This window comes from Natrinema sp. LN54, assembly GCF_052439245.1.
GTDB lineage: Archaea > Halobacteriota > Halobacteria > Halobacteriales > Natrialbaceae > Natrinema > Natrinema versiforme_A.
The window spans coordinates 217,180-230,267 of record NZ_JBQVRP010000002.1; the positions used below are offsets into that span (position 1 = coordinate 217,180).

The 13,088-nt window shown below is 66.3% G+C and carries 12 protein-coding genes; 6 read left to right on the plus strand and 6 right to left on the minus strand.

The annotated features are described in order from the left end of the window. Position 1 precedes the first annotated feature (1 nt). Both ACT4ML_RS06225 and ACT4ML_RS06230 read right to left on the minus strand, forming a co-directional pair. Complete coding sequence (locus tag ACT4ML_RS06225; RefSeq protein WP_444720083.1) at positions 2-142, minus strand: hypothetical protein; 141 nt, start codon at positions 140-142, stop codon at positions 2-4. Between the two features lie 123 nt (positions 143-265). Further along, complete coding sequence (locus tag ACT4ML_RS06230; RefSeq protein WP_444720084.1) at positions 266-4,066, minus strand: Eco57I restriction-modification methylase domain-containing protein; 3,801 nt, start codon at positions 4,064-4,066, stop codon at positions 266-268. Between the two features lie 271 nt (positions 4,067-4,337). Here ACT4ML_RS06230 and ACT4ML_RS06235 point away from each other — a divergent pair, with 271 nt between their 5' ends. Beyond that, a complete protein-coding gene (locus ACT4ML_RS06235; protein WP_138246047.1) occupies positions 4,338-4,586 on the plus strand; it encodes a hypothetical protein in 249 nt (82 codons plus the stop codon). A 26-nt stretch (positions 4,587-4,612) separates the two neighbouring features. Here the strand turns inward: ACT4ML_RS06235 and ACT4ML_RS06240 are convergent, their stop codons facing one another. Then, complete coding sequence (locus ACT4ML_RS06240; RefSeq protein ID WP_444720605.1) at positions 4,613-6,193, minus strand: acetolactate synthase large subunit; 1,581 nt, start codon at positions 6,191-6,193, stop codon at positions 4,613-4,615. 163 nt (positions 6,194-6,356) lie between these two features. Further along, complete coding sequence (locus tag ACT4ML_RS06245; protein ID WP_444720085.1) at positions 6,357-6,746, minus strand: PPOX class F420-dependent oxidoreductase; 390 nt, start codon at positions 6,744-6,746, stop codon at positions 6,357-6,359. Positions 6,747-6,912: 166 nt separating this feature from the next. Between ACT4ML_RS06245 and ACT4ML_RS06250 the strand changes: the two genes are divergently transcribed. From ACT4ML_RS06250 to ACT4ML_RS06260, 3 genes are all read left to right on the plus strand, one after another. Beyond that, positions 6,913-7,248 (plus strand): hypothetical protein, encoded by a 336-nt coding sequence (locus tag ACT4ML_RS06250; RefSeq protein ID WP_444720086.1) that lies wholly within the window; start codon positions 6,913-6,915, stop codon positions 7,246-7,248. A 102-nt stretch (positions 7,249-7,350) separates the two neighbouring features. Next, positions 7,351-8,079, plus strand: coding sequence for a hypothetical protein (locus ACT4ML_RS06255; protein ID WP_444720087.1), 729 nt, complete (start codon positions 7,351-7,353; stop codon positions 8,077-8,079). Positions 8,080-8,383: 304 nt separating this feature from the next. After that, entirely contained in the window at positions 8,384-8,611 is a 228-nt protein-coding gene (locus ACT4ML_RS06260; RefSeq protein ID WP_444720088.1) for a DUF7511 domain-containing protein, read from the plus strand. A gap of 86 nt (positions 8,612-8,697) precedes the next feature. On the opposite strand, the gene ACT4ML_RS06265 is transcribed toward ACT4ML_RS06260, so the two are convergent. Further along, positions 8,698-8,973, minus strand: coding sequence for a PadR family transcriptional regulator (locus ACT4ML_RS06265; protein WP_090622019.1), 276 nt, complete (start codon positions 8,971-8,973; stop codon positions 8,698-8,700). Positions 8,974-9,169: 196 nt separating this feature from the next. On the opposite strand from ACT4ML_RS06265, the gene ACT4ML_RS06270 reads away from it, so the two are divergent. After that, on the plus strand, positions 9,170-9,739 hold the full coding sequence (locus tag ACT4ML_RS06270) for an NUDIX hydrolase (protein WP_444720089.1): 570 nt from the start codon (positions 9,170-9,172) through the stop codon (positions 9,737-9,739). A 175-nt stretch (positions 9,740-9,914) separates the two neighbouring features. Here ACT4ML_RS06270 and ACT4ML_RS06275 read toward each other — a convergent pair whose 3' ends face one another. Further along, the gene (locus tag ACT4ML_RS06275; RefSeq protein ID WP_444720090.1) at positions 9,915-11,099 is read right to left on the minus strand and encodes a hypothetical protein; all 1,185 of its coding nucleotides are present in this window, start codon (positions 11,097-11,099) and stop codon (positions 9,915-9,917) included. A gap of 624 nt (positions 11,100-11,723) precedes the next feature. Here ACT4ML_RS06275 and ACT4ML_RS06280 point away from each other — a divergent pair. Next, entirely contained in the window at positions 11,724-13,040 is a 1,317-nt protein-coding gene (locus ACT4ML_RS06280; RefSeq protein WP_444720091.1) for a TIGR00341 family protein, read from the plus strand. The last annotated feature ends 48 nt before the right edge of the window (positions 13,041-13,088 follow it).

A 13,088-nucleotide genomic window follows, 5' to 3' on the forward strand; every position in this document is an offset into this window, starting at 1 on the left:
CTCACTCGCCGCCGTAGCCGCGTCCGTACGACGCGCCGTAGCCGGTTCGAGCATCCGCCGCGTCGTCGCCACACCCCGCGAGCGAAACGCAACCCGACACCGCCAGCAGCACGTCCCGCCGCCGCGTTCCTGAACTGGTCATACCTCCTGACGAGCCCGATACCGTATAAAAATAGCCATGCGGCGATCATCTCGGCGGCGTCTCCGGCGGACACCAGCGACGAGCGGGCCACCGCGCCGACGCCGGCCGTCTGTTCGGTCCGAGTCAGTTCTCCCCGAATTCGTGCCGGACCCGCGCCCGCTCGTCGTCCGACAGCCCGTAGAGATCGAACACCCGATCGGCGATCCGCCGATCGAGGGCCGCGATCCGATCGTCCAACGCCTCGGCGCGGGCGCGGTCGCCGAGATGCGCCCGCAGGTCGTCCGCGACGTCCTCGAGTCGCGGCAGCGTCAGTCCCTCCAGCCGCTCGAGCGGCGAGATCGTCTTGGTCGCCGCCGCTCTGAAATCCGCGACCCCGCGCCCGCGGTCGACGGCGGCGGGGACGACGGTTTCGACGAGGGCCGCGCGATCCGGGCCGAGATCGGGCCACTCGAGCGCCGGGATCGGCTCCGTCTCCGCGTAGCCCCACCGATCGGTCGCGAGTGTCGCCGCCTCGCCGTTCGGTTTGTACCGAACGGTCGCCGACAGCACGACCGGCGACCGGTCCGCCGCGACGTCGACGCTCCCGAGTTGTAGGTTCGGCCACGACTCGGTTGTCATCGTGAGTTTCGTCGCGTCGACTCCCGCGGCGCGACGGCAGTCGGCGAGTGCACCCAGCGACGGGCCGTCCTCGTATCCGCCCAGCGCATCGAGGCAGTCGAGCGAAAGCCGCGATCGCTCGGCGGTAAGCGCGAGCCGTTCGTCGACCGCACCGACGAGCGTCGGGTCCGGTCCGCCGTCCATCGCGATGGGAAACGACTCGAAGGTCGACTGATTGATCTGGGGGAAGACGGACCGGTACGCGGCGCGGGTATAGTGGTGATAGAAGTTCAGCAGCGGCGAGTTCAACACCCCGAGCAGGTGTTTGAGTTCGTCGCTCGAGCCGGCGCGGATGGTGTAGGCCGACTTGATCGTCGCCAGATCGGTGTCGTCGTACGTGCCGACGAGGGAGTCGCTGGTCTGTCTGAAGACGAGTTTCGGCCCTCGATAGATCGCCTCGTCTTTCGCCACGTCGTCCGGGTCGATATAGCGTATTTCCGCGTCCTCGAGCCCGTAGCGTCGCACTGCCCCACCGGGCGCGATCGGCCGGCTGTCCGGCCCCTCGCTCGACGCGAGGAAGTCGGCCCGTTTGCTGATCTCCTCGCCGCGCGAAACGGTGGCCAACGCCTCGAGCGGCGGGTGGCGATCGACCGTCGCAAGGATCGACCGCGCGTCGTCGTCGAGGTGGATCAGGAACCGCTTCGCGTCCCGCGCTTCGAACACCCGCTGAGGGATCACAGTGTACGACAGCGACGCGAGCGTCGTCCGATCGGTCGCGTCGGCACAGCACACCTCGTCCGCGCCGTCGCCGCTGATGCAGATTACGGCTCCCGTTTCGACGCCCGGAAACGCCGTGCCGACCCGGACGATCCGGGACAGCGAGGTGTTGTCGAGCACGAACGCCCGGATCGGCTCGTTCTGCTCGCGAGCGAGGAGTGAATCGGGGACGACGAACCCGACGCGGCCGTCGCGGGACTGCCGAACGGCGCGTTCGTAGAGCGCGACGGCGAGGTCGAACTGGCCCTCGGTCGCCTCGAACGCGTCCGCGAGATACGCGCGGAGATCGGCGTCGATGGTCGCGCTGATGTCGGCGCGGCCCGCCGTGGCGACCCACGGCGGGTTCCCGACGACCGCATCGAACCCCGGGTTCTCCCGCCGGGTGCCGTCCTCGTCGCGGAAGATTTCGGGGAACGCCAACGGCCAGTGGACGTACCCCTCGGCGTCGGCCTGCGCCTGTGCGGTTTCGAACCAGTCCGCTCGAGCGAGCCGCTCCCACGCGTCGTCGTCGCCCAGCGCGGCCGACAGTCGTTCGCACGCGTCGTCCGGGACGGTCTCCAGTCCGAACTCCCGCGCGGTACGGACGTTCGCGGCCGCCTCGAGCCGATCCCGGTGTCGGAGCCGGTTCCACGGTGACCCGTCGGCCCGAGCGCCGCCATCGCTCGCCCCTGACAGTTCGTCGATCGACTCGAGATCCGCCCCGACGAGCGCGTTCCCGGCTTGGAGGTGGGACTCGAGGGGGACACTCGGCCGGTCAGCGCCGCGGGTTCGCAGCCACAGCGACACCCTCGCGAGTTCGACGGCGAACGGGTCGCAGTCGACGCCGTAGAGACACCGCTGGGCGACTCGCCGGCGCGCCCGATGGTAATCGAGATCGCCGGTAACGGTCTCCGGGCCCGCCCGTGCCGCCTGCATCGCCTGCGCGTCGACGATTTCCCGCGCGAGGTAGTCGGCGGCGTACGTGAGGAAGTGTCCACAGCCCATCGCAGGATCGAGGACGGTCAACTCGAGCACTCGATCGGCGAACGCGTCGGCGAAACCGGGCGTTCCCGGCTCGTTCCGCGTCAGAACCTCTTCGCGAACCTCGTCGACGAGGGGCTCGAGCGTGTGTTCGACGACGTACTCGACGACGTACTCGGGCGTGTAGTACGAGCCCGTGGCCTTCCGCTCGCCGCCGTCGGCTCGCAGGTACACCTCGCCCGGTTCGACGGCGACCACGTCGGAGTCGGTCGCTCGCACGTACTCGCCGTCCTCGAGTGCGAGCGGCGCGTCGGCGACCGCGAGGTCGTACTCGAGCAGCCGTTCGTAGCAGCTCCCGAGGTGGCGAACGTCGAGCGAGGCGTAGTCGATGAACGAGGGCTCGTCACTGCTACCCGACGATTTCGTCTGCCGGGTCAGCAGTTCGATGACCCTCGACAGGGTCGCGTCGTCGATCGAATTGGCGGCGAGGAACCGTACCTCCGGTCGGTCGTCGCCGTCGGGTTCGGGTCGGAACAGCCAGCCGGGGGCCGCCGGAATCGGGCGCTCCGCTTCGGGACCGGGGGAGGGCGTACATCCCGTGCGGCCCTCGTCGACGCGCGCGAAGAGATCGTTCAGGCGCGACTGCAGCGTATTCCGGCAGCCGTCCGTCGACCGTGTCGGGTCGGCTTCCGCACCGATCGCTCGCTCGAGCGGATGTGCGTCCCCGCCACCAGCTCGATCGTCCCGTTCGTCGGCCGTCTCGAGCAGTTCCCAACCTCTCCCCTCGGCGGAGAGCACGACCAGCAGCCGATACAGGAAGACGAGCGAACCGTCGAAGACCGATTCGAGGTCGTCCTCGTCGAGGTCGTTGTCGGGGTGGTGCAGGAACCCCTCGGCGAGGGCCGCCAGCGCCTCGCGAGCGTTCGCCTCGAGCGCGGCGGCCATCTCCCGTTCGATGGCGTCGCTCTCGTTCGATACCGTCTCGAGGAAGCAGCCGCCGTCCGCGTCGTCCGGAAACGCCTCGCGACGGAAGAAACAGTAGAAGTATTTGAACGCCTCGAGATCGTCGGTTTCCAGCAGTTCGGGGAGGTCGATCTCGTAGTAGGTGTCCAGTCGGCAGTTCCCCGACGCGCGATAGAGTCGCCACCGTCGCCCGTTCGTGAGCACGGCCCACGGGGCGGATACGTCCCGCAGGAACGCGTGGAGCCGGTAGTCGGGAACGCCGAATCCGTGCTCGCGGTCGTCGCGCTCGCGACTGTCGCCGCGATCCCATCGCCTCACGTCGGCGACCGCGACGGCGTCCGAATCGGGACGTTCGTGCCCGTCCGGGTGTCCGTCCGCAGCCCACCGATCGAACGGGAGCCCGACCGTTTCCACCACCGATCGGACGAACGACGCGTCCGACTCGGTCTCTTTTCGGTTCGGATCCGCTTCCCGCTCGCGGTCCCAGTGCTCGACGATTTCGGCGTAGCTCTCTCGGAGTTCCTCCGCGGCCACCGCGTTCCACGCATCCGTCTCGGGGAGGCGGTCCTCGAGAGCGGCGGTGGCGAACAGTTCGCGGGTGGTGCGGTACGCTGGTGATCGCTGCATGCGTGGCCGAAGTAACGGCGTAAGCCGCCGGTCGGTTCGCTCCTTTCTATCGCTCGGAACGGCTCTAAACTATATGTCCGGATGCATAGTCTTTACTCAGGTCCGGTCCCGAGTCGCTCGCGCTCGGCGGTCCGCGGTCGTCCGTCTGTGGATCCGGCCGAACGCCGCGCGAGGCCGATCACGAGTCGGCACTCAGACACGTGAACTCGCTCGACAGTCCGGATTTCTCTCCGATCCGAAGACACTTCCAGTACCGCGTGATGGCGTGCGTATGGGTCGACGGATTCGTCCGAACGGCGCGAGAGAGCGCCGGCGGCTACACAGGCGGCTCCGCGCCCTCGAGGCGGACCTCGAGGAGCAGTCCCAGCGGCTCGTCCGACTGGAGAACGCGCTCCGGCACATCGTTCGACGCACGGACGACGTGTCCGTCGGCGGCCCCTGCCAGTGCGGCGAGAGCCTGTTGATCGTCACCCGGCGGTCGCTGTACTGTCCACAGTGTTCCTACCGGCGGACGATCTGAGCCATGGCCGCGGACGACTCGCACCGTCACTCGAGGGGGATCTCGATCAGCGCCAACTCGTCGGCGGGGACGGCCTCCGCGAACGCCGCCTCGATCTCGGTCCACGTCTCGGGCCGATAGGCCTCGATCCCGAAGCTCTCGGCGAACGTCACGAGGTCCGGGTTCGTCAGTTCGGTTCCGGTGTGCTCGCCGCGGTGTTCGTCCTGTTTCTCGGAGATCAGGCCGTAGTCCTCGTCGTTGAAGACGACGGTCGTGAACCCGCAGTCCAACCGGCTCGCGGTCTCGAGTTCCGCCGCGTTCATCATGAACCCGCCGTCGCCGGTGCCCGCGACGACGTTCGACTCGACGGCCAGATCCGCCGCGAGCGCGCCCGGCACCGCGATGCCCATGCTCGCCAGCCCGTTCGAGATGACGCAGGTGTTCGGCTCGTAGGTCGGGAACGACTGGGCGATCGCCATCTTGTGGCTGCCCACGTCCGAGACGAGCACGTCCGAGTCGGCCATCGCCTCGCGCAACAGGGGCAAGGCGTTTCGCACCGTCACCGGATCGTCCTCGGCCGGCGGCTCCGTCGCCGCCTCGAGCAGTCGATCGTGCAGATCGCCACACCACAGCGAACACGCCTCGTCGGGCAGGCGCTCGTCGATGGCCTCGAGCGCCGCGCCCACGTCGGCGACGATCTCCACGTCGGGGTTGTAGTGGCGGTAGACCTCCGCGGGCTCGTAATCGACGTGGACGATCGTCTTCTCGAGGTCCGGATTCCAGCCCGCCGGGTCGTGCTCGGCGATGTCGTAGCCGACCGCGACGACGCAGTCCGCTCGTTCGATCGCCCTCGCGGCCTCGCCCTCGGGCCCCGAATCGAGAGTCATCAGCGAGGCCGGGTCGCGGTCGGAGATCGCGCCTTTGCCCATGTACGTCTCGACGACCGGGAGCCCGACGCGGTCGACGATAGCGCGAATGTGCTCCGAGGCGCGGGTCCGCACCGCGCCGTTGCCCGCGAGGACGATCGGCCGCTCGGCGTCCGCGATCAACTGCGCCGCGTGCTCGGCCGATTCGTCGTCCGGATCCGGCCGGCGAACCGGGTCGCGGGTCGGGATCGCCTCGGCGTCGACCTCCGCCGCGGCGACGTCCTCGGGGAACTCGAGGTGGGTCGCGCCCGGCTTCTCGTACTCGGCCAGTTTGAACGCCTTGCGCACCGATTCGGGGACGATCTCGGGCTCGGCGATCTGGGAGTTCCACGCGACGATCGGCTCGAAGATGTCGACCACGTCCAGCGCCTGATGGCTCTCCTTGTGCAGTCGCTCGCGGCCGCCCTGCCCGGTGATCGCGACGACCGGGCTCTTGTCGAGTTGGGCGTCGGCCACGCCGGTCATCAGGTTCGTCGCGCCGGGGCCGAGCGTCGAGCAACAGACGCCAGCCTCGCCGGTCAGGCGGCCGTGTACGTCGGCCATGAACGCCGCACCCTGTTCGTGGCGCGTCGGGACGAACCGGATCGAGGAATCCCGCAACGAGAACAACAGGTCCTCGATCTCCTCGCCCGGAACGCCGAAGACGCGGTCGACGCCTTCGGCCTCGAGACAGGTCACGAGCAGGTCGGATGCCGTTTGCATGGTCGTCCCGTCCACGTCGCCGTCCATTAATCGCACACCACTTCAGAAATATGATTGGTTAGTGTATTCTATATCGCGTCTATTGGTTTACCACTGCTGTACGCCGTCGTCCGCGGTCGGAACGCCTCGAGCCGGGGGAGACGTATTGCCGATCAGAATCCGGTTACAGGACTTGATCCGCCCGAATCCGCAGAATCACGCGTTCGGTTTCGATCGGCGTCTGATACTCGTCGTCGTCCGTGTATCGCCGCGCCAGTTCGTCGATATGTTCTCGAGCGCCCTCGGTCGTGGTCTCCTCGACTTCGCCGATCACCGAGAGGTGCTGATACGGGTTGTCGGGGTCGACCATGCTGATGCCGACGGCGGGGTTGTTCCGGACGTTGCGTTCTTTCTGCCGGCCCCGTTCGGTGTTGATCAGCAGCCGGTCGTCGTCGGCGTCGTAGTCGATCCACACGGGCGTGACGTGTGGGAGCCCCTCCTCGGTCAGCGTCGCGACGTGGGCGAACGTTTTCTTTTCGAACAGGTCGTCGAACTCGTCGGGTATCGAGGCCATGGACTCCGTTCACCGCCCTCGTTCTTGTGTATACTGCCTACACCCACCGGGAACGAACGGTCACCGAAACCGACGGATTAGCCGTCTCGAAGCGGCGGACACGAACGCTGCCGAACCACGCAAGTGTCGGCTGGCGGCTTATGAACCTCCGCAGCGATGCTCACGTATGACCGATCGGCAGCCGCCGACTCGCCGTCGAGTACTGACACTTACAGGAGCAGCGGCCTCGACCGCCCTCGTCGCCGGCTGTGGCGGTCCGGGCGGCGGCGGTGGGAACGAGACCGAAGACGAACCCGAAGCCGAGGAGGGGACGGGCAACGGACAGGACCTGGAAGACGACCCCGAGGCGGGGAACGAAACCGCCGCGGGCAACGAGACGGAAACCGACGAGACCAACGAGAGCGAAAACGAGACCGAGGAACTCAACGAAAGCACGGACGAAAGCGGCGCGAACGAAAGCGACAACGAAACAGGAAACGAGAGCGGCAACGAAAGCGAGTAGACCGGTCTCTCTCGGCGGCCGTCGTCTCTTTTCGAGTCGGATCCGCCCGCCCGCGAGGCACGAGACGTAACCGTTACCGGCACCCGACACCTATCTCGAGTAATGACCGAGGGACTCGAGACCGATGTCGAGGGGACGGACGAGATCGCCGAGCGGCGCAACGAGCTGGCGGCTCGCGTTCGGACCCACGCCGGCGAGATCGCGCGGGAACTCGCCGTCTTGCAGGGCGGGGACTACGGCCAAGAGACGTTCAACACCGACGGCGGGAGCTGGACGCTCAAGTACGAGGCCGGCGACGTGCAGTACCTGCGCTTCGATCCGCAATCGGGCTCGGAGACCTACGTCGTCTCGAGCAAGCAGCCGCCCGAACCGGAGCCCCTCGAGCGGGCGATGGCCGACTACGGGGCGTTCGTCAGCGCCTACAACGAGTACGTCCGCTCGTTCGAGGGCCTGTTCGCGGACGTGTCCGACGAGTTCCCCGAGGTGGAGTCGACGGCGGAACTCGTCGCCGAACGGGACCGGATCGTCGACCGGATTCGCGACGTGTGCAACGCGATGGCGAGCCAGCTCCACCGGTACGACGGCGACTACGGGAGCTACGCGGCGACGATTTCCGGCACCCGCTGGGAGCTGAAGTGGGAGGCCGACACTGCCTCTTACCTACGAGTCGGCGGCTCCGACGGGGTCTATCTGCTCTCCCAGTACGGCCCGCCGGCGGCCCCCGAAGTCCGCCGGCTTGCCGACGACGTTCCGGCCTTCGTCGACGCGTTCAACGACCACGTCGAGGACCTCGAGGCGGACCTCGAGACGATCCGGTTCGAGGACGTCTAGACGGACCCGGAGGGCAGGCGGCAGTCGTCTTCGCTCTCGAGGCGGCGGTATGCAGTCGTTTCCGCCGTTCATCGACCCGTACTGCAGGGGTGACGGTTCGCCTCGAGCACGGATCATTCGATCACGGGGTCTGGCTCGGACCGCGCCCGCAGTCACGCGGTCGTTCGTCGCGGTCGTCGCATCGATCCTCGAGACGACTGTGGAGCGATATACAGCGGTCCCGAACGCTCTATACCCGAACTAGTAGCCGTTTTGTACCGTCTGTGCCTATCGGACGGTGGCGACGACGGTCGCCTGACCTACCATGGATGGCTCTGCTGACGGGGACGAGGGCATCGCCCACGAGTACGCGGCCGAGACCGACGAGATCGATCCCGCCGGATCGGTTCTGTTCGACGCCATCGTCGTCCGCTACCAGTCCGGGAGCGACCGCTGTACGCTCGTCCCCCGCGACGGGACCACCGAGGAGAAACTGAACGCGTGGCTGACCGCCGATATGGAGACGGTCGTCGACCTCGACGACGCTCGGTGAGCGCGGCCGCGGGTCCGTCGACGCGAACTCGGCGCGGAGCGAGCGCTCTTCGGCGGTTGTCCTCGAGAGAGAACACGGCCAGAAGTTCAGACGTCGACGTACTGGTCGACCCACTCCTGGCGGCGCTGCAGCGCGCGTCGGCCCTTCGGCGTCAGCGCGTAGTAGTTCGTCCGTCGGTCGAGTTCGCCTTTCTCGACGAGTTCTTTCTCGACGAGCGTGTCGAGATTCGGATACAGACGGCCGTGCGTGACCGGCTGATCGATGTAGCTATTGATGTCGTCGAGAATCTCCTGCCCTGACGGCCGGTCTTTCCCTGCGATCACGTACAACAGGTCTCGCTGGAAGCCAGTTAGCTGGTCCATGGATCACCCTCTGAGTGACGACGTTCACGGTGTTGTGGCTTTGTTATAGAGCTGGTACGTCTCCGGTGAGACCGAGAACGCACCGCGTAGGACCGCTGACGGGCGACACACTCGGCGGAACGCGGGGGCTTATCACCGAGACGTGAGGGCGCCGCGTGACGCGGCGTTTTTGACGCGCACCGCCGTACCGGCCGCTATGCCAACCGATCCACTCGCTTGGGAGACGCGCGAGCGCCGGGTAGCCTACTCCTGTCCGGGTTTCGATGTCGTTAACGAGTCCGTTCGACTGCCCGACGGGACCGAAACCGAGTTCGACTACCTCTCGGAACCGGCGAGCGTCTGCGTCCTGCCGTTTACGCCCGACGGCGACGTCGTCTGCATCGACGAGTGGCGACAGGCCGTCTCGCGGATCAGCCACGGCCTCCCCGTCGGCGGTGTCGAACCCGAGGACGACGACCTCGAGGCGGCGGCGCGCCGGGAACTCGCCGAGGAGACCGGCCACGAGGCCGAGCGCCTCGAGCCGCTGACGACCGTCGAACCGGCCAACGGCATCGCGGACGCCGTCTTGCACTTCTTCGTCGCCGAGGGCTGCCGGCCGACGGCCGAACAGCGACTCGATCACAACGAGAGCATTCGCGTGACCGAGCGCTCGCTCGAGGCGTTGACCGACGCGGTGGCCGACGGCGAGATCCGCGACGGCCGGACGGTACTCGCCCTCTCGTACTACCGGCTGTTCGCCGAGGGCAGCGGCCTGGACGGAAAGTGAGGTCGACTCTCCCCAACCGCGACGCGATCCGCGTGCCGGTTCCCGCCACCGATACCGATCGCTGACGGGGACTCGGGCGGCGTGAAAAACGGACCCGATGTTCGACACCGCCGTCGAACACCGGCGTGTCTCGCGGGTCGCCTCGGTTCGATCAGCCGAGTGCGCGACTCGACATTCAGCCGTCGCTCTCGTTTCCGGTTTCGTTCTCGGTTTCGTTCGCGCTCTCGTTTGTCGACTCGTTGCCGTCGGTCTGCTGTTGCTCGAGCGATTCCGTGAGTCCCTCGGTTTCGCCGAGAGTAACGGTGTCCGCGTTGCCGTTTTCGACGGTCATCGTCCCGCCGGAGAGCGACGAGATCGTCTCGCCCTCGGTGTCAGCGGCAGTTTCGTTCATCGCACCGTCCGCGGCGGTCTCGTTGTCGCCGTCGGTTTCGTTCTCGTCGGTCGCGTTCTCGTCGGTCGCGTTCTCGTCGGTCGCGTTGGCGTCTTCGCCGGCCTCGTTATCGGCGGTTTCGTTGTCGGCCGTCGCGTTCTCGTCACCCGTCTCGGTACCACCCTCTTGGCTCTCGAGGGTGCCGACGGTCATCGATTCGAACGTGAGCTCGTCGAGGGTAAACTCCTCGACGGTCAGGGACTCGATCGCTTCGGAGCTGGCGTTGTCGGAGTCGCTCTCGTTCGTTTGACCGTCGCCGCCGTCGCCGTCACCACCGAACAGTCCGCCGATGAAGTCGGAGATACCCGAGAGGATACCCCCTTCGTCTTCGTCGACGGTGAGGTCCTCGATCGTCAGCTGATCGGTGTTCAACGACTCGATGGTCATGTTCTGGACCGTCGCGTTGTCGGCGTCCTCGCCGATCAGTTGCTCGATGCCGGACGACGATTCGTTTCCGTCGGCGTCGCTCTCGTTATCGCCGTTCTCGCTCTCGTTTGCTCCGTCCGTCCCGAGGTCGTCGATCGAGACGTTCTCGAGCGCGAGCGACTCGAGGCCGACGTTCGAAATCGTGACCTGCATGTCCGCGGATTCGTTGTCCTCCGACTCGTTGCCCATGGACTCGTTATCGGCGGATTCGTTGTCCTCCGACTCGTTGTCACCCGTCTGGTTCAGTTCGCCCTCGAGTTCCTGGCTGTCCTGAACATTCAACTGTCCGGCGTTGAGTTCCTCGATCGTGACGTTCTGAATCGTGAGGTTCTCGAGTTCGAGCGTCTCGACCTGTACGTTCTCCAGCGTTGCGCTCGCGTCGCTCATGTCTCCGGTGTCGTCGGTCGCGGCCGTGGTCGCTCCGCCGACGAGGGCGGGACCCCCCGAAAGCGCGACCAGCACCGCGACGAATGCGACACCGATAGTTCGCGGTCGTGAAACCATACGCCCCGAGGTACGGCCGTCGCGCGGCTAAAACGGGCAGACTGTTACGGAATTATTGCGGAGAAAACCACCGTTGTGGACTCGAGGAAAACCGTTCGCGGCCGATCCGGTATCGGGATGCTGCGCTGCATCGGTGTACGACCGCCGCGATCCCGCTCTGTGGCCAACACCGGTATCGGCGCGTACGACCTTGTCTCACAGTAACTGAGTCACCATCGACTCGAAGCGCTCGTCTCAGCGGCCCGTTACCGCTCTCGAGCGGCGAAAAGCATCTATTTCCGCCCCGAAAGAGAACGCGAGGCCTCGACGGTGACCCCGCTCCGCTGTGATGGCCTGTCTGGCCGTCATCTGGGTTCCCGGAAGGGGTCGAACACGCCCTCTTCTGGGGATACCGTATGCAATCACCAGTAGCTTCCAACACAAATCCTCTATTCAGGGTGCGGCGTGAAATCGCGAGCAGTACAGGCGGACCATGGAGTACGGGAGTTTACCAACCGTGTCGCGTTTCACACGCCCACTGTTCGACGGACAGATATCGTCGCTATCACCGACACCACGATCGCCTCGCCGACAGAACGTGGGGACGGAACGAACGTTTATCCACGGCATTGTGGACGTGAGCGTATGCGGCTCGTGGAGGTTCTGATTCCGAAGGAAAAGCGCGAAGCCGTCGAGGAGACGCTCGAGGACGAAGGGATTGACTTCACCCTCGTCGCGGAGGAAAGCCGCGATGAGCCCTCGGTTGTCATCACGTTCCCACTGCCGGCACCCGCAGTCGAGTCCGTCCTCGATGAACTCCGAGAGACCGGGATCGATGAGGATTCCTATACCGTGATTCTGGAGGCGGAAACCGTCGTCTCCGAACAGTTCGACGACCTCGAACAGCGGTACGCCCAGAACAGCCCGCGCATCTCTCGCGAGGAGATGCAGGCTCAAGCGAAGGATCTCACTCCCCGGTTCAGCACGTATCTCGTCATGACCATCATGAGCGTGATCGTCGCGACTGCCGGTCTCTTGCTCGATTCGCCGGCGGTCGTCGTCGGATCGATGGTGATCGCACCGTTGATCGGTCCGGCACTCGGTGCGAGCGTCGGTACGGTCATCAACGATCGCACACTGTTTCGGCGCGGGATCAAACTCCAGGCGATCGGACTCGGCGTCGGCGTCATTACCGCCGCCATCTTCGCGTTCGCCATCCGGACGACCGGGCTCGTCTCGCCGATGATCGACATCGTCGAAATCTCGGAGATCGAAGGCCGGCTCAGCCCCGATATGCTCTCGCTCGTCATCGCGATCGGTGCCGGCGTCGCGGGGGCGTGGACGCTCACCGCGGGCACCTCCGCCGCCCTCGTCGGCGTCATGATCGCCGCGGCGCTCGTTCCGCCGCTGGGCGTCGTTGGCATCGGTATCGCGTGGGGACTCCCGGACGTCACCCTCGCCGCGGGCGTCCTCGTTCTGGTCAACATCCTCACGATCAACATCACCAGTCTCGCCGTCCTCTGGTACAAGGGCTATCGGCCGGACAGCTGGACCCAGCAGGGCGACGCCCGCGTCGCGACGGAAAAACGCGCCCTCGCACTCGTCGTCACGATCCTCGTCCTCTCGGCGTTTCTCGGGGTCGTGACCTACGACACCTACCGAACCGGGGCCTACGAGGAAGAGGTCAACGCCGACATCGCAGCCGTTCTCGATTCACCGGAGTACGCCGCGCTCACGCTCATCGACGTGACGGTCGAATACACTGATCCGGTCCCGCCCCGTCAACCGGACCGCGTCGTCATCAGGGTCGGCTACCCGGTCGGGACCGACCCGCCGCCGCTCGTCGACGAGATCCAGGGACGCGAGAGCGTCTACGCCGAGTCGGCGATCGCTCTGCCGACCGGGCCGCTCATCGAGTCCCACCGTGCCGAAGTGGTGGTCCACTACACCGAGAGAGGATGAGAAACTGAACCCTCTTCGAGAGACGCGCTATCTACCGAGCACGACTTG

Bases quoted from the DNA above. Each gene is read 5' to 3' on its own strand.
- ACT4ML_RS06255 (WP_444720087.1), top strand. From the start codon at position 7,351: ATGACCGAGGGACTCGAGACCGATGTCGAGGGGACGGACGAGATCGCC.
- ACT4ML_RS06280 (WP_444720091.1), top strand. From the start codon at position 11,724: ATGCGGCTCGTGGAGGTTCTGATTCCGAAGGAAAAGCGCGAAGCCGTC.
- ACT4ML_RS06270 (WP_444720089.1), top strand. From the start codon at position 9,170: ATGCCAACCGATCCACTCGCTTGGGAGACGCGCGAGCGCCGGGTAGCC.
- ACT4ML_RS06235 (WP_138246047.1), top strand. From the start codon at position 4,338: ATGGGTCGACGGATTCGTCCGAACGGCGCGAGAGAGCGCCGGCGGCTA.
- ACT4ML_RS06225 (WP_444720083.1), bottom strand. From the start codon at position 142: ATGACCAGTTCAGGAACGCGGCGGCGGGACGTGCTGCTGGCGGTGTCG.
- ACT4ML_RS06245 (WP_444720085.1), bottom strand. From the start codon at position 6,746: ATGGCCTCGATACCCGACGAGTTCGACGACCTGTTCGAAAAGAAAACG.
- ACT4ML_RS06240 (WP_444720605.1), bottom strand. From the start codon at position 6,193: ATGCAAACGGCATCCGACCTGCTCGTGACCTGTCTCGAGGCCGAAGGC.
- ACT4ML_RS06260 (WP_444720088.1), top strand. From the start codon at position 8,384: ATGGATGGCTCTGCTGACGGGGACGAGGGCATCGCCCACGAGTACGCG.
- ACT4ML_RS06265 (WP_090622019.1), bottom strand. From the start codon at position 8,973: ATGGACCAGCTAACTGGCTTCCAGCGAGACCTGTTGTACGTGATCGCA.
- ACT4ML_RS06230 (WP_444720084.1), bottom strand. From the start codon at position 4,066: ATGCAGCGATCACCAGCGTACCGCACCACCCGCGAACTGTTCGCCACC.
- ACT4ML_RS06250 (WP_444720086.1), top strand. From the start codon at position 6,913: ATGACCGATCGGCAGCCGCCGACTCGCCGTCGAGTACTGACACTTACA.
- ACT4ML_RS06275 (WP_444720090.1), bottom strand. From the start codon at position 11,099: ATGGTTTCACGACCGCGAACTATCGGTGTCGCATTCGTCGCGGTGCTG.